General features: G+C 66.3%; 24 protein-coding genes and 1 tRNA gene. 14 read left to right on the forward strand and 11 right to left on the reverse strand.

What is annotated here, in order from left to right; genetic code table 11:
- Positions 1–33: 33 nt before the first annotated feature.
- On the forward strand, positions 34–459 hold the full coding sequence (locus DFR67_RS19075) for an HIT family protein (protein WP_110471079.1): 426 nt from the start codon (positions 34–36) through the stop codon (positions 457–459).
- On the opposite strand, the gene DFR67_RS19080 is transcribed toward DFR67_RS19075, so the two are convergent.
- From DFR67_RS19080 to DFR67_RS19095, 4 genes are all read right to left on the reverse strand, one after another.
- Positions 449–1909, reverse strand: coding sequence for a sensor histidine kinase (locus DFR67_RS19080; RefSeq protein ID WP_425451305.1), 1461 nt, complete (start codon positions 1907–1909; stop codon positions 449–451). The two genes, DFR67_RS19075 and DFR67_RS19080, sit on opposite strands and share 11 nt — an antisense overlap.
- Positions 1906–2604: a response regulator transcription factor gene (locus DFR67_RS19085; protein ID WP_110471183.1), complete on the reverse strand. Its 699-nt coding sequence runs from the start codon at positions 2602–2604 to the stop codon at positions 1906–1908. The genes DFR67_RS19080 and DFR67_RS19085 overlap by 4 nt, the downstream gene beginning before the upstream one ends.
- Before the next feature lie 71 nt (positions 2605–2675).
- The gene (locus DFR67_RS19090; protein WP_110471080.1) at positions 2676–3857 is read right to left on the reverse strand and encodes a winged helix DNA-binding domain-containing protein; all 1182 of its coding nucleotides are present in this window, start codon (positions 3855–3857) and stop codon (positions 2676–2678) included.
- Entirely contained in the window at positions 3857–4243 is a 387-nt protein-coding gene (locus DFR67_RS19095; RefSeq protein WP_110471185.1) for a RidA family protein, read from the reverse strand. Before DFR67_RS19095 ends, DFR67_RS19090 begins: the two co-directional genes overlap by 1 nt.
- 87 nt (positions 4244–4330) lie before the next feature.
- On the opposite strand from DFR67_RS19095, the gene DFR67_RS19100 reads away from it, so the two are divergent.
- Positions 4331–4822 (forward strand): hypothetical protein, encoded by a 492-nt coding sequence (locus DFR67_RS19100; protein WP_146240481.1) that lies wholly within the window; start codon positions 4331–4333, stop codon positions 4820–4822.
- 89 nt (positions 4823–4911) lie between these two features.
- On the opposite strand, the gene DFR67_RS19105 is transcribed toward DFR67_RS19100, so the two are convergent.
- Together DFR67_RS19105 and DFR67_RS19110 are read right to left on the reverse strand one after the other, a co-directional pair.
- The gene (locus DFR67_RS19105; RefSeq protein ID WP_110471082.1) at positions 4912–6150 is read right to left on the reverse strand and encodes a glutaminase; all 1239 of its coding nucleotides are present in this window, start codon (positions 6148–6150) and stop codon (positions 4912–4914) included.
- A gap of 160 nt (positions 6151–6310) precedes the next feature.
- Positions 6311–6385: transfer RNA gene (locus tag DFR67_RS19110), tRNA-Thr, on the reverse strand.
- A gap of 7 nt (positions 6386–6392) precedes the next feature.
- On the opposite strand from DFR67_RS19110, the gene DFR67_RS19115 reads away from it, so the two are divergent.
- From DFR67_RS19115 to otsB, 4 genes are all read left to right on the forward strand, one after another.
- The gene (locus DFR67_RS19115; RefSeq protein WP_110471083.1) at positions 6393–7904 is read left to right on the forward strand and encodes a threonine/serine exporter family protein; all 1512 of its coding nucleotides are present in this window, start codon (positions 6393–6395) and stop codon (positions 7902–7904) included.
- A 24-nt stretch (positions 7905–7928) separates the two neighbouring features.
- Positions 7929–8099, forward strand: a complete 171-nt coding sequence (locus tag DFR67_RS30810) for a hypothetical protein (protein ID WP_170135242.1) — start codon at positions 7929–7931, stop codon at positions 8097–8099.
- 3 nt (positions 8100–8102) lie between these two features.
- Entirely contained in the window at positions 8103–9584 is a 1482-nt protein-coding gene (locus DFR67_RS19125; protein ID WP_110471085.1) for an alpha,alpha-trehalose-phosphate synthase (UDP-forming), read from the forward strand.
- 116 nt (positions 9585–9700) lie between these two features.
- Complete coding sequence (gene otsB, locus DFR67_RS19130) at positions 9701–12259, forward strand: trehalose-phosphatase (RefSeq protein ID WP_110471086.1); 2559 nt, start codon at positions 9701–9703, stop codon at positions 12257–12259.
- A gap of 347 nt (positions 12260–12606) precedes the next feature.
- Here otsB and DFR67_RS19135 read toward each other — a convergent pair whose 3' ends face one another.
- Positions 12607–13434 carry a transglutaminase-like domain-containing protein gene (locus DFR67_RS19135; protein WP_110471087.1) on the reverse strand — a complete coding sequence of 276 codons (828 nt, stop codon included), beginning with the start codon at positions 13432–13434 and terminating at the stop codon, positions 12607–12609.
- Positions 13435–13473: 39 nt separating this feature from the next.
- Positions 13474–14631: an ROK family protein gene (locus tag DFR67_RS19140; RefSeq protein WP_110471088.1), complete on the reverse strand. Its 1158-nt coding sequence runs from the start codon at positions 14629–14631 to the stop codon at positions 13474–13476.
- Positions 14632–14674: 43 nt separating this feature from the next.
- Here DFR67_RS19140 and DFR67_RS19145 point away from each other — a divergent pair, with 43 nt between their 5' ends.
- Together DFR67_RS19145 and DFR67_RS19150 are read left to right on the forward strand one after the other, a co-directional pair.
- Entirely contained in the window at positions 14675–15442 is a 768-nt protein-coding gene (locus DFR67_RS19145; RefSeq protein ID WP_110471186.1) for an SDR family NAD(P)-dependent oxidoreductase, read from the forward strand.
- Between the two features lie 192 nt (positions 15443–15634).
- Positions 15635–17251, forward strand: coding sequence for a DUF6777 domain-containing protein (locus DFR67_RS19150; RefSeq protein WP_110471089.1), 1617 nt, complete (start codon positions 15635–15637; stop codon positions 17249–17251).
- 120 nt (positions 17252–17371) lie between these two features.
- Here DFR67_RS19150 and DFR67_RS19155 read toward each other — a convergent pair whose 3' ends face one another.
- Both DFR67_RS19155 and DFR67_RS19160 read right to left on the reverse strand, forming a co-directional pair.
- A complete protein-coding gene (locus DFR67_RS19155; RefSeq protein ID WP_425451306.1) occupies positions 17372–18685 on the reverse strand; it encodes a L,D-transpeptidase in 1314 nt (437 codons plus the stop codon).
- 78 nt (positions 18686–18763) lie between these two features.
- A complete protein-coding gene (locus tag DFR67_RS19160) occupies positions 18764–19843 on the reverse strand; it encodes a UDP-N-acetylmuramate dehydrogenase (protein WP_110471090.1) in 1080 nt (359 codons plus the stop codon).
- Here DFR67_RS19160 and DFR67_RS19165 point away from each other — a divergent pair.
- The 5 genes from DFR67_RS19165 to DFR67_RS30565 all read left to right on the forward strand — a co-directional run bounded on the left by DFR67_RS19165 (position 19842) and on the right by DFR67_RS30565 (position 23873).
- Positions 19842–20366 carry a DUF2505 domain-containing protein gene (locus tag DFR67_RS19165; RefSeq protein WP_110471091.1) on the forward strand — a complete coding sequence of 175 codons (525 nt, stop codon included), beginning with the start codon at positions 19842–19844 and terminating at the stop codon, positions 20364–20366. The genes DFR67_RS19160 and DFR67_RS19165 overlap by 2 nt on opposite strands.
- Before the next feature lie 68 nt (positions 20367–20434).
- The gene (locus tag DFR67_RS19170) at positions 20435–20944 is read left to right on the forward strand and encodes a DUF2505 domain-containing protein (protein WP_110471092.1); all 510 of its coding nucleotides are present in this window, start codon (positions 20435–20437) and stop codon (positions 20942–20944) included.
- Between the two features lie 115 nt (positions 20945–21059).
- Positions 21060–21740 carry a class I SAM-dependent methyltransferase gene (locus DFR67_RS19175; RefSeq protein WP_245938043.1) on the forward strand — a complete coding sequence of 227 codons (681 nt, stop codon included), beginning with the start codon at positions 21060–21062 and terminating at the stop codon, positions 21738–21740.
- 71 nt (positions 21741–21811) lie between these two features.
- Positions 21812–22642 (forward strand): carbon-nitrogen hydrolase family protein, encoded by an 831-nt coding sequence (locus DFR67_RS19180; RefSeq protein ID WP_110471094.1) that lies wholly within the window; start codon positions 21812–21814, stop codon positions 22640–22642.
- A gap of 46 nt (positions 22643–22688) precedes the next feature.
- On the forward strand, positions 22689–23873 hold the full coding sequence (locus DFR67_RS30565; protein WP_158539989.1) for an LmeA family phospholipid-binding protein: 1185 nt from the start codon (positions 22689–22691) through the stop codon (positions 23871–23873).
- 76 nt (positions 23874–23949) lie between these two features.
- Here the strand turns inward: DFR67_RS30565 and purU are convergent, their stop codons facing one another.
- Entirely contained in the window at positions 23950–24837 is an 888-nt protein-coding gene (gene purU, locus DFR67_RS19195; protein WP_110471097.1) for a formyltetrahydrofolate deformylase, read from the reverse strand.
- Between the two features lie 27 nt (positions 24838–24864).
- Between purU and deoC the strand changes: the two genes are divergently transcribed.
- Complete coding sequence (gene deoC, locus DFR67_RS19200; protein WP_110471098.1) at positions 24865–25566, forward strand: deoxyribose-phosphate aldolase; 702 nt, start codon at positions 24865–24867, stop codon at positions 25564–25566.
- Position 25567: the final 1 nt, after the last annotated feature.

The raw sequence follows: 25567 nt of genomic DNA on the forward strand, positions 1-25567 counted from the left end.
GGCGAGCCAGTCATCACCGATACAGTGACCTCCATGGCATCTGTTTTCTCAATGATCATCAACGGAGACATCCCCGGCCGGTTTGTGTGGAAAGACGACGATGTCGTCTCGTTCCTGACGATCAACCCCGTCACCGATGGGCACCTGCTCGTGGTGCCGCGTCAGGAGGTCGATCATTGGGAGAGCATCGAACCGGCGTTGTTCGGGAAGATCAACACGGTCGCGCAGACGGTCGGCCAGGCTGTGAGAAGTGCGTTCGACGCCCCGCGGATCGGTTTGCTGATCGCCGGGCTGGAAGTTCCCCACCTGCATGTCCATGTGTTCCCGGCGTGGCAGATCGAGACCTTCGACCTCGCGACCGCGGACAAGGATCCCGATCCGGCTGCTCTCGACGCTGTCGCCGACAAGATTCGCGCGAGGCTACGCGAGCAGGGTCACGGGCAGCACGTCAGCGACTGATTGCGTCCTGCGGTCCGGGGTCCCGCGGTAGCCGCACCCAGAAGGTCGCACCCTGACCCGGTTCCGAGTCGACACCGACCGTTCCGCCGTGGGCCGCGACGAGTGCCGCGACGATCGACAAGCCGAGTCCACTCCCCGCCGAACTCTCGGTGCGCTGCCGCGAGGCGTCTGCGCGGTAGAACCGTTCGAACACCCGGGCCTTGTCCTGTTCACTGAGCCCCGGGCCGGTGTCGGTCACCGACATCAGCGCGTCCGTGTCGTCTGTACCGATCCGGACCGTGATGGTGGCGTCGTCGGGGGTGTGCCGGATGGCGTTGCCGATCAGGTTGCTCAGCACCTGCGTGAGCCGGCCGGCGTCGCCCATCACTTCGGGGATTCCCGGGCCGTCGACGACGTCGATCGTCATGGTCCGGTCGGGCTCTGCTGCCGTGGCCCCGTGCACCACTTCTGACGCGAGCACGAGCAGATCGACGGGTGCACGTTCAAGGGGCCGATGGGCGTCGAGGCGGGCGAGCATCAAGAGGTCCTCGACGAGGAGTCCCATCCGTCCGGCTTCGGTTTCGATTCGCGACATCACCTGGTTCGCGTCGGTCATCGCTCCTTGGCGGTAGAGCTCCGAGAACCCCTTGATCGACGTCAGAGGCGTCCGGAGTTCGTGACTGGCGTCGGCGACGAAGCGACGCATGTTGTCCTCGGAGCGCCGGGCCTGCTCTTCCGACGCGGCGTTGGCGGCGAACGCCCCTTGGATCTGGTGCAGCATCGTGTTGAGTGACGCCGCGAGATGGCCGACCTCGGTATTGGCGGCCGCGGGTGGGACTCTCTGGTCGAGATCTCCTTCCGCGATCTTTCGAGCGGTGTTCTCGACCCGCTGTAGTGGCCGCAAACTGGTGCGCACCAACAGATATCCCAGAGCTCCGATCAACAGGATCACCCCGGCGCCGATCCCGACCTGCAGCCAGATCAGGCGGGTGACCGTGTCATCGACGTCGGTGAGTTTGATGGCGACCACCGACGTGCCGAACGACGAGGTGCTCGTGATGACCCGCCATCGGGGATCGCCACCACCGACCGAGTCGACGGTCACCGGGTCACTCCCCGATCCGCTGATGCCTTCGAGGTCGGGCGCGCCACTCACGTCGTTGATCGTCATGACCGTTCCGTCCGCGCGTTGGATCTGCACGAAGAATGGCGACGGTGGCCTGCCGTTCGAGGCCCCGGGCGGGCCCATGTCGCCCTGGGGCAGCTCTTTGGGCCTGGCAAAGCTCTGCGACGCCTCCCGCAGCGACCTGTCGGTGCGGTCCATGAGATTGTTCTTCATCGCCGAGGTGACCGCGACGCCGGAGACCAGCAGCCCCAGCATCACCAGCACCAGCGTCAGCGCCACCAGCGACACCCGTAGCGGCACGCCACGACGCGGCGATTCGGGGGCCGGTGCCGCGGGCTGGGTCACCGGGGCTCGCGCATCACGTATCCGACACCGCGCAGGGTGTGGATGAGGCGTTTGTCGCCGGTGTCGACCTTGCGTCGCAGGTAGGAAACATATGACTCGACCACGTTGACCTCGCCGCCGAAGTCGTAGTTCCAGACGTGGTCGAGGATTCGGGGCTTGGACAGCACCGTGCCTGCGTTGATCATGAAGTAGCGCAGCAGAGTGAACTCGGTCGGAGACAGCGACACCAGTTCACCGTCCTTCCAGACCTCGTGTGTGTCGTCGTCGAGCTCGATGTCGGCGAACGTGATCCGCGGGTTCTGCTCCGGCCTGTCACCGAAACCGCCGCGCCGCAACAACACCCGCAATCGTGCGACCACCTCTTCCAGACTGAACGGCTTGGTGACGTAATCATCGCCGCCGATGGTCAGGCCGGTCACCTTGTCTTCCAGCGAGTCTCGGGCGGTGAGGAACAGCGCCGGCGCCTCGACCCCGTCCGCTCGCAACCTGCGCAGCAGCCCGAAGCCGTCCATACCGGGCATCATCACGTCGAGAATGAGGGCGTCGGGCCGGAAGGTTCGCGCGCGATCGATCGCTGCGGGCCCGTCAGCAGCGGTTTGGATCTCGAAGCCCTGGAACTTCAGCGACACCGACAGCAACTCACGGATGTTCGGTTCATCGTCGACAACCAGCACGCGGGCACCCTGATCACTCATGACACCCACCTTGCCCGACCTTCATACCCACATCCTGCCGACAAGCTGCGAAGTTCCTGTGAACTGCTTGCTCAGGGGTATTCCTTGAGGAACGGCGCCGGGTACCCCGGCTTCGGCCGATGATCCCCCAACCACTGCGCCAACTGATCCGACCTGCCCTGCACGGCCTTGGCGGCCGCCCGGTTCATCTTCTCCAACAGGTGCGTCCCGATGGAACCGTCGGCCCGCTGATACCAGCCACCGACGATGCGGCCGTCCCACCACACCGTCTGCCCACCGTTGCCGTTCGAATCGAACAGATGCGCCGCGTGTGGACCCAGATACCAGTCGCGCTGCTTCCAGCCCATCAGCGTCGGATCGAGCTCCGGTAGCACCAAGGGCGCAGGTTCCACCGCGTCGACCGGATCGAGATCATCGGGCAGCACGTATCCGACGAGACCGCCCTCGAGATCCACCTCGACCGCGTCGAGCTGCGAGAGAGCCTTGCGCACAGCGGTTTTCGTAGAACCGAGCCACCACACCACGTCTGTCTCGGTGGCGGGGCCGAACCGCTGCAGATACCGCCGTATCAGGTTCCGGTGACCGGTTTCGGGATCGTCGATCCGTAGCGGCTCACCGAGCCAATCGGTCATCGACGACCACCGGGGCCGGGACCGGAGCCAATTCCCGTCGTTGGGTCCGCGCACGATCGTCCCGCCCGCACACATGTGGCTGAGGACGCGTGGACCCATGTGCGAGATGCCCGACCAGGACTTGCCCTCACCGTGCCGGATCGCGCCCTCGAGCGCGGGTAACTGTTTGCGCAGCTCGGTCGACGATGCGGTCCTGCCTCCGGTCAGCGCCCCTGCGACCGCCTCGCGCGCAGTTTCGATCCAGCCCTCCGGGTCGGCGAAGTCGTCACTGCGCCGCAGATCACGCAGCATGTTGGTCCGTTCGCTCGCGGCCACCCGGGTGCCCACCGCGCTGACGGCGTCGGCCAGGGCCGGCCTGCCGAAGACGAAGAGCGTGCGCCGCATCGCGAGTTGTTTAACCAGTGTGCGGTCGACGTAGAGGGCGCGATCGAGATCGGGGACGTCGAACGACGCCATCCGCGCCCAGGTCGACAGGTACACCGTCGACGCGGTGGTGGCGTGCAAACCGACGACCGCATCGGCGACACCCTCGACCGTCTCGGCGTGGGCCTCGGGGACCAGGCCATGGCGCCGCAGCAGTCTCGCTCGGCGCTGTTCGTTACTGATCGCCGGGCGGCTCATCAGGCCGGAACGACCGCCACGGCCTCGATTTCCACGAGCTGATCGTCGTAGGCCAGCACCGTCACACCGAGCAGCGAGCCTGCCGGTTTGTGGTCACCGAACGCCTCGGTCACCACATCCCACGCGACACTCAGATCCGCCTGGAGGTTCTCTGCGACGAACACCGTCACCTTCACGACATCGTCGAGCGATGCTCCGGCCTCCTCGACGGCCGCGGACAGGTTGACCATGCACTGCGCGGCCTGTTTGCTGACGTCACCCGGGTGCACGGTCTGCCCGTCGGCGTCGATCGGGGCGGCTCCGGCGGTGAAGACGAGCGTTCCCGGCGGCACCGTCGCGCTCCGCGTGTGGCCGCCCTGATCTCCATTGATCTGCACAGATGACATGGCGTCATCGTATCGTTTCGGCGGTCCCTTCCCGACGACCCGCGCGGCCCACCGACGCGCAGGCCGCTTCGGGTGCACAATGCGTCCATGGGATCCGCAGTGACACCCCGCAGCGCGTACTTCGTTCTCGGCATGCCCGACCACGCCCGCGTGGGAACAGGCCCCGAGATCAGCCACTCCGAGGTCTACTACGACGAAAACCTCGCCGTCGCCTCCATCGACAGCCACTACGCCCTGGCCCAGCACCTGGCCACCCCCGAAGTGCTCGAGGCAACCGAATGGTTCGTGCTGACCGCGTTGATCGGTGACGGTGTCAGCCCCAGCTACGGCGACCACTTCTTCACCTACAGCACAGACGACGTCGAGTGGGCGATCGCAGGCGGATTCAGCCGGGCAGAGGAGATGACCGACTGGCTGCCGTTCATTTTCGCCGCAGAAGACCTGCACGACCACTGGTCGCCCGGCAGTGTCGACCACGGGCTCCTGCCGACAGACTCCAGACGGACCGACGCGATGGACATGGCGCGACTCTGGTTCGCCCCGGTCATGTCGCAGCGGGTGTTTCCGACCGCGTCCTGAACGACTCATCGGTCATTTGCGTCCCCGCCAGGGGAGTCCGAGGGCGCATTCCCCTCGGAGGTCACCGTGGGGGACGAAGTTCGCCGCGCTCACCGGGCCTTGGGATACGTCCCGTCACCCAGATCGGGGTCGGGCAGTACACCGTCGCGGTCGACGAGCACCACCTCGCGTCCGTCGAGGCGCACTCGGCGCATACCTTCGAGCACCATCCGCCGACCCACATCGCTGAGGCGGTCCACCCGATTCAGGTCGAAAACCACCGTTCCCGAACCTGATTCGTCGAACTCCAACGAGTCGAGTACCGACTCGGCGCCGGTGAACTGGACGACGCCCTGCAATTCGAGGATCAGTTCACCACCGTCCGCGCGGACACTGCGCAGGACGGTGGAACCATAGGGTTCGGCATCCATCAGGTGCATTCCCATGTCCGCGGACATCCGCTGGAACATCCGTACGCCCCGCACGCTGTTGCCGTGGACGTCGAGCCGCGGCGAGACCACCCCGATTCCCAACTGGCCGGGCAGCGACCCGAGGAGACCGCCCGCGACACCACTTTTCGCGGGGATGCCCACCGTGGTGAGCCAGTGGCCGGCGGCGTCGTACATCCCGCAGCCCGTCATCACCGCCAGCGTCTGCCGGGCCACCTCGGTGGCCACCACCCGACGCCCGGTCACCGGGTGGACACCGGCGTTGGCCAGGGTGGCGCCCATCACCGCGAGGTCGCGGACGGTCACCTTGATGGAGCACTGCCTGGTGTAGCCCTCGACCACGTCATGGGCCGGGGAATCGATGACCCCGTAGTTGCGGAGCATGTGCGCGATCGACAGGTTGCGGTCGGCCGTCTCCAGTTCGGAACGGCACACCGACTCGTCGATCGACAGCGTGCGATCGGCCAACTCCGAGAAGAACTCCAAGGCGCGATCGACCCGCTCCGTCACACTCGCGCCGGACCTCGACAGCAAATAGTGCGTTGCGATGGCGCCCGCGTTGATCATCGGATTCTTCGGTCGACGGGAGTCACCCTCGAGCGACAACTCGTTGAACGCCTCTCCCGACGGCTCGACGCCGACGGTGCCGAGCACGGCGTCGAAACCCCGGTCGGTGAGTGCTGCGGCGTAGGCGAACGGTTTGGAGATGGACTGGATGGAGAACTCCACCTCGTCGTCGCCCGCCGAGTGGGTACGTCCGTCCACGGTCGTCACCGCGACACCGAAGACGTCCGGGTTCGCGTTCGCGAGGTCCGGTATGTAGTCGGCGACTGCTCCGCTGCGGTCGTCGACGAGGCCGTCGAGGACCTCCTGCAGGTAATCAGGAACCGGCGATTTCACCGCGAAGACCTCCGAGAAGCGGGCTGTGGTGCCGACTGGTCACCGCACCCGTAAACCTAGCAATCGGTGGTGAACTACAACGGTGTCGGGAGGCACGTTGAAACCCCCAACGATGACTCCTACGCTGCACGTGGGTGCACCGCCGGACGGTCCGGAATCGTGGAGCCCCCTGTCAGGATTGAACTGACGACCGCTCGCTTACAAGGCGAGTGCTCTACCACTGAGCTAAGGAGGCGAACTGCGTGCGCGAGTATATCGCGAGTCTCGGTAGGCGCCTCGCCGGCAGTCGTCGAGCGACGATCGACACGATCGAACCGTTCGAGCCGGCGGTATCGCCGAGGCAGCCCGTCGACCTCACCAACGACGCGGCAGTCACCGAGGTCTTGGACCTCGCGATCAAGGTCGGGGCGGTTTTGCTCGACTCCGGAACCGGCGCCATCGACACGCAGACGCAGGTCCGCTTCGTGGCGAGCGTCTACGGCGTCGAGAACTGTGAGGTGGATGTCACCTACAACACCATCTGGGTCAGTGCCACCCGAGGCGCCGCGATGCCGCCCGTCACAGCGATGAAGTCCGTCCACTACCGCTCACTCGACTTCACCCGGCTCGCCGCCGTGGATCGCCTGGTCCGCAAGATCCGCAACCTGGCGATCGACCCCGGTGAGGGTCACCAGGTGATCGACGCCATCATCGCCGCACCGCACCCGTACCGTCGCTGGGTCGCGACGCTGGCGTGGTCATCGATGGCCGCCGCCCTGTCCGTGCTGCTGGGAGGTGGCTGGCTCGTCGCTGTCGTCGCCTTTTTCACGACCGCGGTGATCGACCGCACGAACCGTCTGCTCAACAAGATCGGCACCCCGCTGTTCTTCCAGCAGATGACGGGCGGGTTCATCGCCGTCATCCCGGCCGCAGTGGTGTATCAGAATCAGGAAGCCCTCGGGCTCAATCTGATGCCGTCCCAGGTCATCGCGGCGGGAGTCGTGGTGCTGCTGTCCGGACTCTCCCTGGTCGGCTCGGTGCAGGACGCCATCACCGGGGCTCCCATCACCGGGTGCGCGCGCTTCTTCGAGCTCCTGATCATGACCGGCGGCATCATCAGTGGCGTCGGTATCGCCATCACGTTGATGGAGTCCACCGGCATCTATCTACCCACCATCACCTCGACGACGTCGTTCGACCTCGCGGCCACGCCGGCCCGTGTGCTCGCCGGCGGTCTGGCCGCGGCCGCATTCGCACTGGCGAGTTACGCCGAGACCCGCGCGCTCCCCACCGCGTTCTTCGGCGGTGCGATGGGCGCGGCGATCGTGGCGGCGGCGAACCATTTCGGCATCGGGTCCGTCATCTCGGCGGGCATCGCCGCTGCGATGGTCGGCTTGGTCGGCGGTCTACTCGCCCGCCGCGCGCTCACCCCACCGCTCGTCGTCGCGGTCGCTGGGATCACACCCCTGCTGCCCGGCCTGGCCATCTACCGCGGCCTCTACGGGCTGCTGAGCAATCAGACCATCGAAGGCCTCACCGCGATCGGCTCGGCGATCGGTGTCGGCTGCTCGCTCGCCGCCGGTGTCACCCTCGGCGAGTTCATCGCCCGAACCTTGCGGCGGCCCCGCATCTCCACCCGTCCGACCAGGGCATTGTTCACCGCCCGCTCAGCCATCAGGCCCGGCCGGATGACCACCGATACCGACGCCGATCCGGACGCGATCACCGAGCCGTTCCGTGAAATGGACCTGCGCCCCGGCCTTTCGGAGGGGTGATTTCCGGCAGGTATCATGTTCGCCATGCCTGCCAAGACCAGCGACAAAACTGAAATCACCGACGAAGAAGACCTGGAACCCGTGGCTGACGAGACCGCCAACTCGGCTCGTCGTGTGGTCGCCGCGTACGCCGTCGACGCCGACGAATGCCGCATGTTGTTCTCGATGCTGGGTATCGCGCCGGACGAAGCCTGATACGTGGCTCCCTCGCGAACGAAGGACAAGCCCGACACGCGCGCCGACTTCGTCGTCGTCGCCAATCGACTTCCCGTCGACAAGGAAACCCTCGCCGACGGCACCGTTCGCTGGAAGCAGAGTCCCGGCGGTCTGGTCACCGCTCTCGAGCCGGTCTTGCGCTCGCAGACGGGAGCCTGGGTCGGTTGGTCGGGTGTCCCGGACGCTGCCGAGCATCCAGAGGTCGACGGCATCAAGCTCTTTGCGGTGTCGCTGTCCACCCAGGAGATCGCGGACTACTACGAGGGCTTCTCCAACGCGACGCTGTGGCCGCTCTACCACGACGTCATCGTCAAACCCGAATACAACCGGTCCTGGTGGAACAGTTACGTTGCGATCAACCGCCGCTTCGCCGAAGCCGCATCGGAGGCCGCCGCAGAAGGCGCCGTGGTGTGGATTCAGGACTACCAGCTCCAACTCGTCCCCAAGATGCTCCGGATGCTGCGGCCAGATCTGAAGATCGGCTTCTTCCTGCACATACCGTTCCCGCCGGTCGAGCTGTTCATGCAGATGCCCTGGCGCACGGAGATCATCGAAGGCCTTCTCGGGGCTGATCTCATCGGATTCCATCTCCCGGGTGGCGCACAGAACTTCCTCTACCTCGCGCGACGCCTCGCCGGTCAGGCGACGTCCAAGGGCCAGGTCGGGGTGCGAGCGAAGTTCGGTGTCGTCCAGGTCGGGTTCCGCACCGTCCGCGTCGGCGCATTCCCCATCTCCATCGACTCCGGCGAACTCGACAACCGCGCCAAGTCCCGGGAGATCCGGAAACGTGCGACGGACATGCGAGCGGAACTCGGCAACCCGAAGAAGATCCTGCTCGGCGTCGACCGCCTGGACTACACCAAGGGCATCGACGTCCGCCTCAATGCGCTGTCCGAATTGCTCGAAGAGGGTCGGGTCAACCCTGACGAGATCACGATGATCCAGCTCGCGACCCCCAGCCGTGAGCGCGTCGACAGCTACATCAAGATGCGGGGCGACATCGAGCAACTCGTGGGCAACATCAACGGCAACTTCGGCCGCGTCGGCCATCCGGTGGTCCAGTACCTGCACCACGGTGTGCCCCGCGACGAACTCGTCTCGTTCTACGTAGCGGCCGACGTCATGTTGGTCACGCCGCTACGCGACGGGATGAACCTGGTCGCCAAGGAGTACGTCGCGTGCCGCAGCGATCTGGGCGGGGCCCTGGTCTTGAGCGAGTTCACCGGGGCTGCAGCCGAATTGCGTCAGGCGTTCCAAGCCAACCCCTATGACACCGACGGGGTGAAGGAAGCCATCCTCGCCGCCCTCGAACAAGACCCGGAAGAGGGCAAGCGGCGGATGCGCGCGTTGCGGCGTCAGGTGCTGACCCACGACGTGCAGCGGTGGGCGAAGAGCTTCCTCGGGGCGCTCGGGGCCGACACCGACACGATGCCCGGCGGCAACCGCAGCCTCGACGTCGTCTGATCGGGCAACCCGGCGCAAGCCGTTCGACGGCGGACAACTGTGACGAACACATCAATTCGGCGCCTCCGGCACCACGGATTGGACGCCGCTGGGGTGGACGGTCTTAGACTCGCGTAGTGAGTGCACAAGACCTCGTCCCGGAACTGCGGCGCGCCCTCAAAGCAATCGCACGTATGCCCAGGCTGTTGGTCGCCTCGGACTACGACGGCTGCATGGCGCCCATCGTGTCCCGCCCAGAAGACGCCCGGCCCAACGTCGATTCTGTGCGGGCGATGCGCGCTCTCGCCGAACTCGACTCCACCACCGCGGCCGTCATCTCCGGCCGTGCGTTACGCGACCTCGCCACCTTGTCCCGGCTGCCCGCCGAAGTGCATCTGGTGGGCAGCCACGGCAGTGAGTTCGACGTCGGGTTCGTCCACGAAATCACTCCGGCGGCGACCGAGCTCCTCGAGACGCTGATCGTCGAGCTGCGGGCGATCGCCGCCGACTACGAGAACGTGACCGTGGAGACGAAGCCCGCGAGCACCGTGCTCCATTTCCGGAATGCCTCGACCACCGACGGCGACGCCGCGCTGCACCGTGTCAGGATCGGCCCGGCCACCTGGGAAGGTGTGCAGGTCACCGAAGGCAAGTCGGTGATCGAACTGGCCGTCATCATCACCGACAAGGGGCAGGCACTCGACATCCTGCGTCACGAGGCCGGCGCGAGCGCGGCGATCTTCTTCGGTGACGACGTCACCGACGAGAAGGCGTTCCGCCGTCTGCACGGGCCCGATTTCGGCGTCAAGGTCGGCGAGGGCGACACCCTGGCGACCTACCGGGTCGACGACACCGAGCAGGTCGCCACCGCACTGGCGTTCCTGGTCGAGGAACGACGCAACTGGCTACGAGGCGGCGCTGCTGTCCCCATCGAGCGCCTGACGATGCTGGCCTCCCCGCGCACCGTCGCGTTGGTCACCCCCGACGCCAAGATCTGCTGGATGTGCCATCCCGAACCCGACTCCGCCGCACTGTTCGGCAGCCTCCTCGGCACCGACGAAGCCGGCGAGTTCGCGATCGGCCCGCTGGTCGAGGAGGGCAAGGCCACGCCGCTGCCGCTGAGCCAGCGATACATCGACAGCACGATGACCGTCCGCACCCGCTGGGCCGGGCTCGAGGTCACCGACTACCTTCCGCACGATGTGCCGGTGGGACGCACCGATCTGACCCGCGTCATCCGCGGCGAGGTCGCGGCGAAGATCCGGTTCGCGCCCCGCCCGGAGTTCGGGCAGGCCGCCGTCCGCATCGAGACCTTCGACGAGGGACTGCGGATCTACGGCTCCAACGAGCCGCTGGTGTTGCGTGCCCCCGGCATCACGTGGGAGATCGAGAGCGACCGGCACCATCAGACCGCCACCGCGATCGTCGACCCGTCAGCCGGCGAGGTGATCCTCGAGCTACGTTGCGGCACCGAGGATCTCGACATCCATCAGCCGCCCGAGCACGACCGTCGCGCCGAGGCCGAGGCCTACTGGAGCGACTGGGCCAAGACCCTGGACCTGCCCGGCATCAAACGTGACCTGATGAAGCGATCGGCGCTGACCCTGCGGGGACTCGTGCACGCCGACACCGGGTCGATCATGGCCGCCGCGACGACGTCGCTGCCCGAAGAGATCGGCGGCGTCCGCAACTGGGACTACCGCTACTGCTGGTTGCGCGATGCGGCGTTGACCGCCTCGGCACTCGTCTCCGTCGGCTCCTACAGCGAGGCAGAGGGCTATCTCAACTGGCTCCATCAGGTGCTGGGCACCCTCAGCGGCCCCGAATGGCTCCACCCGCTCTACACTCTCGCCGGTACCGGCCTGCCACCCGAAGCGGTGATCGACTCACTGCCCGGATACGCGGGGTCCCGTCCGGTGCGCGTCGGTAACGCCGCCAATCAACAGGTCCAGCTCGACGTGTTCGGGCCGATCGTCGATCTCATCTCCACGCTCTCGCACGCCCGCAAGGCGGCAGGCGATCCGACGCCACTGTCGGACGCGGACTGGGACCTGGTGCGCGACATGGTCTACGCCGTCGAACGTCGTTGGACCGAACCGGATCACGGCATCTGGGAGATCCGCGGCAATCCGCGACACCACGTGTATTCGAAGGTGATGTGCTGGATGACGGTCGACCGCGCACTCAAGCTCGGTGCCGAGTTCGACCGCGAGACCGAGCTGGGTTGGTCGGTGCTGCGCGACACGATCGCTCGGCAGGTGCTCAAGCAGGGCTGGAACGACAAGGCCAACTCGTACACCGCAGCGTATGAGGGCGTCGATCTCGACGCCGCGACCCTGCACATCGGTCTCGCCGGACTCATCGATCCGTCCGATCCACGGTTCACTGCCACGGTCAACGCCACCGAGGCCGAATTGCGGAGTGGCTCAACGGTGTACCGCTATCACCACGACGACGGCCTGCCGGGCGGCGAGGGCGGCTTCCATCTCTGCGCGGCGTGGCTCATCGAGTCGTACCTGCTGATCGATCGTCGCGGCGACGCCGAGGCCCTGTTCGACCAGATGGTGAAGGCCACCGGACCGACGGGGTTGCTGTCAGAGGAATACGATCCGGTCGCCGAGCGTGCCCTGGGGAACCACCCGCAGGCCTACAGCCACATCGGACTGCTCCGCTGTGCGCGGCTGCTGAACAGCTGACCCTACAAACCCAGTCGCTCCAGGTAAAACCAGCCGCCGCAACACCTGGTTTTTCCTGATGCGGCTGGGTTTGTGCGCGGGCCAAGCACTCTCCAAGCGGCCTCCAAGCACCGCGCGGCAGAGTGATCTCATGAGTCACCCACCCCGCCACGCACGGAGATACCCATCAGGATGTTCGACGTCTTCACCGGCACCGGACGCCCCCCGCAAAACACCTCCACCAGGTCTCCCGGTGAGGTGTATGAATCCATCCTTGCGATCGATCGCCTCACCGCGCCGCTCCTGATGAGCGCAAGCCGTCGCAGGTCGGACCTACCGCGGGGTGGCGTTCGGCACGCTCTGAGCCGTCATCGGAGCTGGACCTGCTGACTCGGGTCGTCGATGGGCAGGTATCCCGCAACCACAGCACTGACCTGGTAGCTGTTCAGGATGACGTCGCCGCCGTGATTGTCGAGAAATGCGGTGTCGGCGGCGTCGCGACCGGTGGCGATGCGCAACAAGGACTGGCGGGGTGCGAGTCCGGTGGCATCGACGACCACCCAGCGATCGTCGATCATCGCCTCGGCAACGGCGTGGAAGTCCATCGGGAACAGCCCCGGCGCGTATACGGCCACCAGCCGGGCCGGGATCCCCAGTCCCCGCAGCAGCGCGACGACAAGGTGGGCGAAGTCCCGGCACACCCCGGCCCCCGACAACAGGGTGTCAGCCGCCCCGTCGATCGGGTCGCTGGCGCCGAAGATGTAGGAAAGTCGTTGACGCACAAAGTCGGTGACCGCAATGAGCTGATCGCCGGGGCTCGCGTTCGTGTCGAACTCGCCCGCTGCGAACCCAAAGAATTTGTCGGCCTCGGCGTAACGGCTCGGCCGCAGGTAGAGCGAGCGATCGAACTGCACCACCTCGACCGGGTCGGCCGGGGTGTACACGTTGGCGTTGTACGTGACGTACAGGTTTCCGGGCTCGGCGTGCAGCCAGTGGATGCGGCTACCGCTGGCGGTGACGATCTCCTCGGGGACAATCGTGTTGCCGTTCAACGTGATCGACAAATCTTCGTACATATCGATGCCAGGGAGCTTGGCCACCGCGATCTGCAGTTCGATCTCCGTGGCCGCGTTGACCGCCACATCGAGATAGACCGACACATCACGCTGGGCACTCTGAGCGAACTCCACCGACATTGTTGGGCGACCGAACCTTTCCGAGATGAGCTGGGTGAGTCAGGCGGTGTGGTTCTGCAGAGCACCGATGGGATCAGCGTAGAGCGCACCGAGTGATACCACCACCGCAGCGCCCTCCTGCACGCGGGCACCGAATCGCGGCGGCGACAGTTCGATGGTCGGCAACGAGGTCGCACCGTCGAACGCCGACTGCACCGGTGCCAGACCATGGGGATGTTCGGCGAACACCTGACCCGCGAGAACCACCCGATCGGGGTTGATCAGGTCGCGCACCATCGCCACCATCTCACCGAGCACCCGCGCCCTCTCGTCGAGCAGCTTCCCGGCGTCCGCCCCCGCGGCCACCGCGTCGTCGAACACCTTCCTGCCGACGACATCCTGCAGCGTCGACTGCGGTGCGCCCGTCAGCAACGGCGCCGAGACGGGCAGATGACCGATGTTCCCGGGGCGGTCGCGCACCCGGCCATCGATGGTGGTCGCCAAACCGACCGTCTCGCGCACGTAGAACAACACGTCGACGCCGGAGGTGTTGCCTTCGCCCGCGAGCAGCAACTCCGCCGCCGCCATCGCCTGCACGTGCGGACTCACCGACACCGGCAACCCGAGCTCATCCTCGAGTGCCTGGCCGACCGGTGCGCGACACCAGCCGAGCTGCACGTGGTCGACGCTGCCGTCCGAGTGCACCTGACCGCCCACCGCGGCCCCCGCCCACAGCGCAGTGCGCTGGGTGAACGAATCGGCGACCACAGCCGCGCGGCGGGCGATGAGCGCGAGGGCGGGTCCGGCGGGTCCGGACGGGGTGGACATGGCCGCGGTCTGCAGCGGCCTGCCGCCGAGATCGGCGACCATCAGCAGCGTGGACCTGGCGCCGATGTGAATTGCGATCACACAGAATCGATCCCGATCCAGCATCAGCGGGACCTTGGGTCGACCGATGGCCCCGGGAGCGATGAGGTCGGGACGTTCACGCACCAGACCCAGCCGATCGAGCGCCTGGAGCTGACGATTCACCGTCGCCGCCGACAGCCCTGTGGCCTGCGGCAACAGATCGCGCGTCACCGGCCCCTGGGTCCGAACCGCGCGCAGGACGGCAGCAGCCGCGCCGTCACCACGCTCGAAAGAGACGGTCCTGACCGGCTGCGCAGAGACCGCGGGTGGGGTCTGCCCTGTCCGTCCGGCCACCGCACGCGTCCCCATGGGGTCAAAACCTACCGTTCGGGGCGGCTCTAGGATGGACCCCATGACAGTTGCAACCACCGACGCGTCCAACTCTGGTGATCGCAAGGTCGCCGTAGTAACGGGCGCGAGCTCCGGGATCGGCGCCGCCACCGCGAAGGTGCTTGCAGCGCAGGGATATCACGTCGTCATCGGCGCACGCCGGGTCGACCGGATCGACGAGCTGGCCGCCGAGATCGACGGTACGGCCATCGTCCTCGACGTCACCGACGAGCAATCGGTGGCCGCATTCGTCGAGCAGATCCCCGCGGTCGACGTGCTGGTGAACAACGCGGGCGGTGCGAAAGGGTTGGCGACCGTCGCCGAAGCCGACCTCGACGACTGGCGCTGGATGTGGGAGACCAACGTTCTCGGCACCTTACGCATCACCAAGGCGCTGCTACCGAAGCTCATCGACTCCGGCGACGGACTCATCGTCACCATCAGTTCGATCGCCGCGATCGAGGCCTACGACAACGGCGCCGGGTACACGACCGCCAAGCACGCCCAAGCCGTCCTGCACCGGACACTGCGCCCCGAACTGCTCGGCAAGCCCGTGCGACTGACGGAGATCCAGCCCGGGATGGTCGAGACCGAGTTCTCGCTCGTACGGTTCGAGGGCGACGCCGAGAAGGCCGACAAGGTCTACGAGGGGCTGACCCCGCTGTCCGCCGACGACGTCGCCGAGGTCATCGGGTTCGTCGCGAGCAGGCCTCCGCACGTCAACCTCGACACCATCTTGCTGATGCCCCGCGACCAGGCCTCGGCCCGCCGGAACATCAAAACCGGCTGACCGATCCGCGACGGCCCGGCCCCGGGCATCGATCAACTCCCCCTCGTACAACCCGCTCGTACGATCAGATGAACCTCACGACCAGCTGTAACGACTCACCCACTCGATCCGAGTATCAGACATAATCCAACATCGGGAAGTCCGGTTCGCCAGCATGCGGGCCAGCGCCCGCACCGGACTTGGAGATGTCGAGTGAATCACCCCTATGGCGCGCCCACTGGTCCCGTCGCAAGCCCACCCAACGATCGTAAGCAGATCGTCATCGTGCTTGCGGTGGTCGCGGCCCTGCTGCTGACCTTCCTCGGCATCGGTGCGGTGTATCTGTATTCCGGCTCGGCCAAGGTGAAGGCATCGCCGGCGCCCGAACTCCTCCTCGAAGCCGTCGACAGCAACGGTCTCGACCCGTTCGCGCCCTCGGTTGCGGTCAGCAATCGCCCCCTCGACGCCAACGCCCGCAACCTGGCGCCACAGGGCCCGGTCACCCCACGCGGCGTCCAGGCGGTCGAAGGCACGACCGCCGGCCTCTACGGCGGCACCGGCGAAGCCAGTTGCGACACCGCCGCGTTGGCCAACTTCCTGGCGAACAACCCGGGCAAGGCCGCGGCGTGGGCGAGCGTGTTCGGAATCGGCGTCGACCAGATTCCCTACTACCTCGACACGCTGACACCCGTCGTGCTCACCCATGACACCTGGGTCACCAACTACAGCTACGAGAACGGCGTCGCGACGCCGTTCCAGTCGGTGCTACAGGCCGGATCCGCCGTACTCGTCGACAGCTACGGCATCCCACGGGTGCGGTGCGCCTGCGGAAACCCGCTGTCACCACCCGCGGGCACCCCGTTGTCCGGTTACCGCACCGTGGGATCCCCGTGGGACTACTACGCACCTCGCCAGGTCGTCTACGTGAACTACCACAATGAGCACACGACGATCATCAACAACACGACAACCGTTGTGGCCGCGCCGAATCCGGCTCCAGCGCCCGCCTCGCTGACCCTTCTCGACCTGAACACGCTGCAACCCCTGCTCCGCACTGTCGGCGGGATCCTGAACCTGGCCGGGCTACCGCCACTGCAGGGCCCCTTGCCGACACCCGCGTCGCTGAACACCCCCTTCGTCAGTCCGGACCCCGAGGTGCAGACCGCGAACGGTGTCCAGGCCGACGGGCAGCCTGCCGAGAATGTCCTGCGCCAGGCCGCTGAAGCGACGGACTCCGAATCGTCGTCCGTGGCGGCAGCTGAATCCGCTGCCCCGCAGGAGGGTTCGCCGAGTGTCGACGCGAGCGCTCAAGCCCCGGTCGACCCGAGCGTCCCCGCTGCGCCGGGAGGAAGCAGCGCTGCGCAGGCACCGCCGGCCCCGGCTGCTCCTGCAGCTCCGACCAGCGCCGCACCGACACCGACCGTGTTCACTGGCACCGGAGACATCGTCTCGACTCTGACGTTCACCGTGGATGGAACGCAGGTGAGTTGTTCGGTGTCCGACATGACCGCGCCGACGGCCGATCTCATCTGCACCGACGGTATCGCCCGCACGGTGTCGAGCAGTTACCTGCAGACATCGTCGGTCACCTCCGAGACCGATGCGGTGGGTGTCTGGGCTGTTCCGCTGACCAGCAGCACCGGCGTCGACAAGGTGAGCGTGCTGTCCGCGGTGTGGACCCTCATCCCGACGCCGACGGTGCAAGCGCCCGCTCCCGCCCCGGCTCCTGCCACAGAGACGGCGCCGGCCGAGACCGCGACAACAGCCCCTGAGACGACAACGGAGACAACTGCTCCCACGTCCGACACGTCGGCGCCTGCGGTTCCTTGATCGTCTGAGGCCGGCGCCGATCGCGGCGAGGCAGCACCGAATTCGGCCCCATATCGGGTGTGCGAGGGCAGATGTCCCTCGATCACTCGATATGGGGCCGAATGTGGTGAAGAGTGTCGGTCAGCCGACCGGGGTCTGTCGCGATCCGGAGTTCTGCGGCGTCGTCGGGATGCCGGAGACATCCGGTGCGTCCTTCGGCGTCGCCGGCGCAGACTTCACGTCCGGCTCGCCCGCAAGCGCAGACATCGACTTCCAGGTCTCCCAGTCGTAGATCCAGTCGTAGATGTCGCCGTCTTCCTCCGACAACGGGATCCGGGTGTTGGTGACCTCTACCGGATCTCCGTACATGGCGGTGGCGAAGTACTGCTCGGCGTTCTCCAGGGACAGGTTGATGCAGCCGTTGGTGACGTTCGACGAGCCCTGCACGCCAACGGTATCCGGGTTCGCATGGATGAACTCACCGTTGTTGGAGATACGCACGGCGAAGCGCTCGCGGACGTTGAAATACCCGGCAGCGGGGTTGCTCATGTAGAAGTCTTCGTGCTTCTCGCTGACGACGTGGATGCCCGACCGCGTGACGTTGCGGTCGAGATCGCCCTCGCCGTAGCTGCACGGCAGGGTCATCAGCGTGTTGCCGTCGTTCTGGACCACGATCTGATGGGAATCGGCGTCCGCGATGACCACCTGGTTGCGGCCGATGACGAAGTCGCTGGTGACGTCGGCTTCGCCGTAGTAGCCGTCGCCGTGGTCGAGGCCGTAGAGCTTCGCGACCATCGAGACCTTGGTGCCCGGTTGGTAATAGTCCTTGGTCCGCCAGTGCACGCGTGACCCGCCGTCCTCGCCGAGCCAGGCCCAGCTGCCCTCGGTCTCGGGCGTGGTGGTGACCTTCAGAGCCTGCTCGACAGCTTTCTTGTCGGTGACGACCTCGTCGAACGTCAGGATGAGCGGTGTCGCGACACCGACTTCCTGGCCGTCGGCGAGGTTGACCACGAGTCCGATCTGGTTCTCCGGGGTCACCGTGCTGAAGGTGCCCGCGACCGGTACCGGGCGACGGTCATTGCCTGTCGCCGAACCCGACCAGGTGTACTGGCCGCCGTAGCCGAGGGGCTCGGTGACGGTGAAGCTCGTGCGGTCCTCCGACATCACGCCGGTCACGACGCGGCCGTTGGCGTTGGTCAGCTGCACATCGGGGTTGAGCACGCCGTCGGCAACCTTGACCGACACCTCGACGATCGGGGAGGCATCAGGGGTGTCGAGCGGCGGGCTGTAGGACACGGTGGCATCGGGATCCGACGGCGCCTTGCTGCCCTGGGCCGAGTCACCGGACTTGTTGTCGCTGCTACATGCTGCTGCGGTCACTCCGGCCGCGCCCACGGCAAGAACCGTGAGGGCCGAGCGCCTGGACAGCATGAGGCGGTCACGGAAATCACTCATGCACGAAACATTACCTGTAGGTACGATCTCAAGCCGCCGCCGAAGGTTGACGCCGGGGCCGCTACCAGCGCCGCAGCGTCACAGGGTGCATCCGACCAGCACAGGCTCGGGTTCGAGCCACAGCCCGAACCGTTCGTGAACTCCGTCACGAACCCGCTTGGCCAACTCCACGATGTCCTCCGCGCGAGCGTCGCCCCTGTTGGTGATGGCCAGTGAGTGTTTGGTCGACAGCCGCGCCGGCGCATCCGGATCCGGGAATCCCCTGGCGAAACCAGCACGCTCGATCAGCCAGCCGGCCGACAGTTTGACACCCAGATCGGCAGGGAACTGGGGAACTGTCGCCTCTGCTCCGAGCTCCTCGACGATCCTGGTCAGCACGGTCGGGAGGTGCTCCTGGGGAACGATCGGATTGGTGAAGAACGAGCCGACGCTCCAGGTGTCATGGTCCTCGGGGTCGAGCACCATGCCTTTACCTGCACGTAGCGCCAGTACCGCCGCCCGCACATCCGCCGCCGGCGCCCGCTCCCCCTCGGCCACGTTCAACGCTCCCGCGAGCTCTCGGTACCTGATCGGTTCGCTCAGACCATCCTCATGCAGTCGAAACGACACCTGGACCACCAGTTCGTCGTTGCGGCGCTTGAGCCGGCTCGTGCGGTAGCCGAGTTCCAAGTCGCCGACGTCCACCCAGTTCAGGCCCCCCGAACGGCGATCGAAGATCTGCACCGACCTCAACAGGGCCCCGACCTCCACGCCGTACGCCCCGACGTTCTGCACGGGGGTCGCGCCTGCGGCGCCCGGGATCCCGGACAGGCATTCGAGACCACCGAAGCCCCGCTCGATGCTCTCGGCGACCAGATCGTCCCAGTTCACTCCGGCCCCGGCGGTCACGTGGTCCGATCGCCAATCAGTCTCGGTGTTCGCAATCTGCACCACCGTGCCGTCGAACCCGTCGTCGCTGATCACGAGGTTCGAACCGCCACCGACCAGCAGCACCGGCGTCCCGGCGGCGTCCAGGTCGCCGACGGTCTCGACGAGGGAGTCCGCGTCGGCGCAGCGGATGAAGTTCTTCGCGGGACCACCCACCCGCAGGGTGGTGATCTGCGACAGCGGTAGGGAGTTGTCTTGTGTGACCACTCCGCAACGGTAGCCTGCATTCATGGCGACCAAGCTTCGGCATTCCCTCGACTTTTCCTGTCCCCCCGCTCAGTTCGCTGCGGCGGTGACCTCGGAGCAGTATTGGCACGATCTGGTCGCCAATGTCGCGGCCGATGTATCCGAACTGGAGTCGTTCACTGCGACCGACGACGAGGTCCGGGTCGTCCTACAGCAGCGCATCCCCGAGAAGAACCTCCCATCGGTGGTCACGAAGATCCGCAAAGGTGACCTCGAGATCGCCCGCACGGTGGTGTGGTCGGTGACCGGGGGCGAGGTCGGCAACGGCACCTTTTCCGCAGTCGTCACCGGCGCCCCTGCGAAGGTCAACGGCACGCAGACCCTCGTCGCCGCCGGCACGGGAGCCCAGGTGATCTTCGAAGGATCTGTCGAGGTGTCGATTCCTCTCATCGGCGGAAAGATCGAGAAGCAGATCGCGAAAGAGGTGCAGGCGCTCATCGACGCAGAGCGCGACTACACGATCGCCTGGATCGGGCAGCAGGGATCAGCTGCACCGGACAGCCAGTGACCAGACAGCGGTGATCAGACACCAGGGGCCTCCCAGTCGGGCGTTCCTGGCACGTTAGGCTTTGCCCCATGGCACGCCGTCTGTCCTACTCAGCCCGTTACCACCATCCCGCCGAGAAGGTCTACCAAGCTCTCTCGATGCGGGAATTCTGGGATGCGCAGATGGAAGAGTTCCGGAAGCTGACGCCGCAGTCCGAGATCGAGACCTACACGGTCGACGCCAATGGCATCGATGTCGTCCTCAAGCAGGTGCTGCCACGCACCGAGCTGCCGGCAATCGCGCAGACGGTGATGTCGAAGGACATGGTCATCACCCGCAAAGAGGCGCTGGGCCCCTTCGACCCGGCGAACACCAAGGGCACCTACACCGCGTCGATCCCTGCGGGCCCTGGCAGTCTTACAGGCACGCAGGAACTCTTTCCGACCGATACCGGCTGCACCATCCGGCGCACCACCGAGGTCAAGGTGTTCATCCCGTTCATCAACGGCAAACTCGAGCAGATGATGCTGGTGAACCTGGTCGATCTGTTCCGCGGCGAGGCGGAATTCACCTCAGGGTGGATCGACGCCAACCTCTGACGGGCCCCCTCGCGCCGGCAAGGCGAGCCGCCCCGACGGGACGATCACGCGGGGCACCACCGGTATCAACCGGCTACGGCGGATAGACCGCTGGATCGCCCACCACAGTCAGATAATGACGGCGCTGTCTGAGGCGACGACACCCCTGGCCGTCGACCTCGGATACGGCGCGCGACCGGACACCGCCCTCGAGTTGGCCGCCCGGCTCCGGGCGAAAGTGCCCGCCGTTCACCTCGTCGGCCTCGAGATCGACCCGGCCCGCGTGGTGCCTCCGCAGGAGGGAGTTCGCTTCGCCGTCGGCGGCTTCGAGCTGGCGGGACTGCGACCCCACCTCGTCCGGGCGTTCAACGTCTTACGCCAGTACGACGAATCGCAGGTCCCGGCCGCGTGGTCACGGATGCAGCGACAACTGACGCCCGGTGGGTTCATCGTCGAGGGCACCTGCGACGAACTGGGCCGCCGGTGCTGCTGGATACTGCTCGACGAACACCGCCCGCTGACATTCACGCTCGCCTGGGATCCGCTGCACTCTTCGCGACCCTCCGACCTCGCCGAGCGCCTGCCGAAAGCGCTGATACACCGCAACGTCCCCGGCGAACCCGTCCACCAGTTGATCCGCGCCTTGGACCGCTGCTGGGACATCGCGGCCCCGTTGGCGCCGTTCGGTCCGCGCCAACGGTGGATCCGAACGCTGGAGTTGTTGCCGGACAACGGCTTCCACGCTCTCCCTGACAGGCGCCGACACCGCGACAACATCGTGACAGTCCCGTGGGAACAGGTCGCCCCGAACCCCTGAGTCCGGTCAACGCACACGTGAGCCACGTCGTCGGCGGCCGACGGCACGAGGAACGGTCGTAGGCTGGTCTCATGCGTATCGCCTTGGCCCAGATCTCCAGCGGCACCGATCCCGATGAGAACATCGCGCTGGTCGCCGAGCAGACGTCCGCGGCGGCAGCGCTGGGTGCCGAGCTGGTGATCTTCCCCGAGGCGACCATGTGCCGGTTCGGAGTGCAGCTCGGACCGATCGCGCAGCCTCTCGATGGACCCTGGGCGCAGGCAGTCGGTCAGATCGCCACCGACAACGCGGTGTCGGTCGTTGCCGGGATGTTCACTCCCGGCGATGGCGGACGCGTGCGGAACACACTCGTCGCCGCAGGCCCCGACGGCGCGATCTCCGGCTACGACAAGATCCACCTGTACGACGCGTTCGGTTTCGAAGAGTCCCGCACGGTCCAAGCAGGCGATCGCCCACACGCGTTTCGAGTCGGCGAGATCACGGTCGGCACCGCCACCTGCTACGACATCCGGTTTCCGACGCTGTTCACCGCACTGGCCGATGGGGGCGCCACCCTCATCGTCGTCCCGACGTCGTGGGGTTCGGGTCCGGGCAAACTCGAGCAGTGGCGGACGCTTGCCGCCGCCAGGGCCCTCGACAGCGGTTGCTTCGTCGCAGCGGTCGGTCAAGCCGTCCCGAACGACCCCCAGGTCGCCGAGTCTTCCGCCCCCACCGGTATCGGACATTCCATCCTGGCCGGGCCGTTCGGCACGGTGCATACCGAGTTGGGTGAACAATCCGAGCTCGCGGTTGTCGATCTCGACTTCGGTGAGGTCGACCGGGCCCGGGCATCGATTGCGGTGTTGTCCAACAGGCGGGATGTGAATTCCGCTGCGATGACCTGCGCCGACTCCGATACTTAGCGAACTCTTACCATTTACGTCGTCCCACCAGGCATGATCGACGGTGATGAATAACCGCGAAGATGCCGAATCCAACCCGGCCGGGGGGCCGCCTGACTCAACTGCCGGTCCCGCCGAGGGATCCGATCCGACCACACCGGCAGCCCCTGCCGACCCCACCCCACCGGGTGCGAAGACGCCGGGGATAGCCCAGAATCAGGCTGATGACCCCAGTCCAGCCACGGACCAGTTCGCGCCGGTCCCGCCCGGCTCGATACCACAGGCCTATACGCAGGAGCGTCACGACACCGCGCAACTCGAGGTGCCCCCGGACGATGGACGCCCCGACGGCTTCGCGCCGTACTCGGGTCCCCCTACCGACGGCCCACCGCCCGACGGTTTCGGCCCAGGTGGCGGTGGGGTGTCCCCGCAGCGCCCGAAACGGCGGAAAGGCTTGATCGCGGGAGTGGTCGCCCTCAGCATCGTGCTGTTGCTGGTGATCTCGGGGGTCGGCAGCGAGCTGTACCTGCGCAGCAAGGCAAAAGACTGCATGGAACAGTCGTTCGGTCAGCTCACCGGCGCCTCGACCTCGGTCTCCCTGAGCAAACAACCCATGCTGTTCCAGTGGGTCTCCGGCAAGATCCCCTACGTCCAGGTCGACACCAGCGACGAGGGCGACTCCGACATGAAGCTGCATGCCAGGGGTGACGACATCACCACCGGTGACAACACCACGACCATCGGTGGGCTCAAGGGTGAGGGATACGTCCCGTTCGGCCGGATCATGGAACTGAGCCAGCAGGACACCACCACGCAACCGACCACACCCAGTCCCGATCAGGGTGGTGGTCTGAGCGGGCTCCTCGGTTCGATGGGCGGCGGCATGACCGTCGAGTCGGTCACCGGCAACGCCGCGGCCGGCACGGTCACCCTCAAGGCCAGCTTCTCACTGCTGGGCATCCCGATTCCCGCCGAGACCGAGCTCAAGCCGATCACGCAGAACGGCAAGCTGACGTTCGAGGTGGTCAACGCCAGTGCGCTGACCCTCGGAATACCCAACTCGTGGGCGCAGACCCTGGTCGATCAGGTCAGCGCCGGCATGTTCCCGCCGCTGTTCGACGACGTCAACTTCGACAGGCTGAGCGTCTCCGACAAGGGCGTCGAGTTCGCGTTCTCCGGCAACGACATCGCGTTGACCCAGGAGAATGTCGGCGCCTCGGATTCGAACGCCGAGACCTGCAGCGTCGTCTGAAGCCGCACCCGTTTTGCGCCGCCCATCCGCTAGTGCGGGTGGGCGGCGCAAATTTGGGTAGTTGGTAACGCCCTGATCAGCTGAAAACGACGGTTTTCTGTCCGTGCACCAGCACGCGATCTTCGAGATGCCATCGCAAACCCCGTGCCAGGACGAGCTTCTCGATGTCGCGACCCTGGCGCACCATGTCGGCGACCGTGTCGGAGTGATCGACGCGGATGACGTCCTGCTCGATGATCGGTCCCGCGTCGAGCTCCCCGGTGACGTAGTGGCAGGTGGCGCCGATGAGTTTCACGCCCCGTTTGAACGCCTGGTGGTAAGGCCGCGCTCCGATGAACGAGGGCAGGAAGCTGTGGTGGATGTTGATGGCCTTGCCCGCCCAGTGTTCACACAGGTCTTCGGGCACGATCTGCATGAACCTTGCCAGCACCACCGCGTCCGGGTTGTGGGAGTCGACCAGTTCACGCAGTTCCTCGAAAGCACCGGCCTTGTCGGTTCCGAACGGGATGTGATGGAACGGGACACCCATGCGGGTGCTGAAGTCCTCTAGGTCGCGGTGGTTGCCGATGACGGCGTTGATCTCCGCAGGTAGCTCCCCCCGATACGAGCGGCCCAGCAGATCTCCGAGGCAGTGCCCCTCCTTGCTCACGAGTAGGACGGTTTTCTTCGGCACCGCCGAATCACTCACGCGCCACTCGGTGTCAGAACCCAAACCGGCCACCACCTCGGCGGCGAAGCGCTCGCGCAGCTGCTCGACCGTGACGGACACCGAGTCGGCACGCACCGCTTGGCGCGTGAAGAACCAGCCGGTGTCGGGGTCCGAGTGGTAGGCGGCCTCCACGATCCAGCCCCCGATGTCGGCGAGGAAGCTCGAGATCTTCGCGACGATGCCAGTGGTGTCGGGGCAGCCGAGGGTCAGCACGTACCGGTGGTCGGCGCTGTTTGCCGGCGAGAGTGTGGTCACAACCAAACAGTGTGCCAAGCTCGGATCATGTCCGACACCGCGCCCGGCCACAGCGGCCTGCACCTGTCCCGTTCGGTGGTCGCCGCCATGGTCGATCACACCCTGCTCAAACCGGAGGCGACCCGCGCCGACGCGGAGGCCACGGCCGCGGAAGCCGCCGACCTAGGCGTGCTCGCGGTCTGTCTCTCGCCGTCGATGCTGCCGATCGACACCGGAGCACAGCTGCGCTGCGTCGTGGCGGGCTTCCCGTCCGGAAAACACCACTCGTTGGTGAAGGCGTCCGAGGCAAAACTCGCGGTCGATTCTGGGGCGCAGGAGATCGACATGGTCATCGACGTCGGCGCAGCGGTGGACGGAAAGTTCGACGAGGTGTTCGCCGACGTCCTCACCGTCCGCCAGGCGATCGGGAACGACGTCACGCTCAAGGTCATCATCGAATCGGCGGCGCTGCTGGTGCTCGCCGGACCGGAGACCGTCACCAATGTCTGCAAGGTCGCGGTCAAGGCAGGCGCTTCTTTTGTGAAGACCTCCACGGGTTTTCATCCCAGCGGCGGCGCCAGTGTCGAGGCGGTCACACTGATGTCCGCGGCGGTGCCCACCACCGTCGGGGTCAAGGCCAGCGGCGGGATCCGTACCGCCGAGTTCGCGGCGGAATTGATCGCAGCAGGCGCGACCAGGCTCGGACTGTCCGGGTCGCGCGCTGTGCTCGAGGGTTTTCCGGACGCCTGAC

Origin of the sequence: Williamsia limnetica, assembly GCF_003217475.1 — a bacterium.
Classification (GTDB): Bacteria; Actinomycetota; Actinomycetes; order Mycobacteriales; family Mycobacteriaceae; genus Williamsia; species Williamsia limnetica.

Bases quoted from the DNA above. Each gene is read 5' to 3' on its own strand.
- DFR67_RS19075 (WP_110471079.1), top strand. From the start codon at position 34: ATGGCATCTGTTTTCTCAATGATCATCAACGGAGACATCCCCGGCCGG.
- DFR67_RS19085 (WP_110471183.1), bottom strand. From the start codon at position 2,604: ATGAGTGATCAGGGTGCCCGCGTGCTGGTTGTCGACGATGAACCGAAC.
- DFR67_RS19090 (WP_110471080.1), bottom strand. From the start codon at position 3,857: ATGAGCCGCCCGGCGATCAGTAACGAACAGCGCCGAGCGAGACTGCTG.
- DFR67_RS19095 (WP_110471185.1), bottom strand. From the start codon at position 4,243: ATGTCATCTGTGCAGATCAATGGAGATCAGGGCGGCCACACGCGGAGC.
- DFR67_RS19100 (WP_146240481.1), top strand. From the start codon at position 4,331: ATGGGATCCGCAGTGACACCCCGCAGCGCGTACTTCGTTCTCGGCATG.
- DFR67_RS30810 (WP_170135242.1), top strand. From the start codon at position 7,929: ATGCCTGCCAAGACCAGCGACAAAACTGAAATCACCGACGAAGAAGAC.
- DFR67_RS19135 (WP_110471087.1), bottom strand. From the start codon at position 13,434: ATGTCGGTGGAGTTCGCTCAGAGTGCCCAGCGTGATGTGTCGGTCTAT.
- DFR67_RS19140 (WP_110471088.1), bottom strand. From the start codon at position 14,631: ATGGGGACGCGTGCGGTGGCCGGACGGACAGGGCAGACCCCACCCGCG.
- DFR67_RS19145 (WP_110471186.1), top strand. From the start codon at position 14,675: ATGACAGTTGCAACCACCGACGCGTCCAACTCTGGTGATCGCAAGGTC.
- DFR67_RS19155 (WP_425451306.1), bottom strand. From the start codon at position 18,685: ATGAGTGATTTCCGTGACCGCCTCATGCTGTCCAGGCGCTCGGCCCTC.
- DFR67_RS19165 (WP_110471091.1), top strand. From the start codon at position 19,842: ATGGCGACCAAGCTTCGGCATTCCCTCGACTTTTCCTGTCCCCCCGCT.
- DFR67_RS19160 (WP_110471090.1), bottom strand. From the start codon at position 19,843: ATGAATGCAGGCTACCGTTGCGGAGTGGTCACACAAGACAACTCCCTA.
- DFR67_RS19170 (WP_110471092.1), top strand. From the start codon at position 20,435: ATGGCACGCCGTCTGTCCTACTCAGCCCGTTACCACCATCCCGCCGAG.
- DFR67_RS19175 (WP_245938043.1), top strand. From the start codon at position 21,060: ATGACGGCGCTGTCTGAGGCGACGACACCCCTGGCCGTCGACCTCGGA.
- DFR67_RS19180 (WP_110471094.1), top strand. From the start codon at position 21,812: ATGCGTATCGCCTTGGCCCAGATCTCCAGCGGCACCGATCCCGATGAG.
- DFR67_RS30565 (WP_158539989.1), top strand. From the start codon at position 22,689: ATGAATAACCGCGAAGATGCCGAATCCAACCCGGCCGGGGGGCCGCCT.
- deoC (WP_110471098.1), top strand. From the start codon at position 24,865: ATGTCCGACACCGCGCCCGGCCACAGCGGCCTGCACCTGTCCCGTTCG.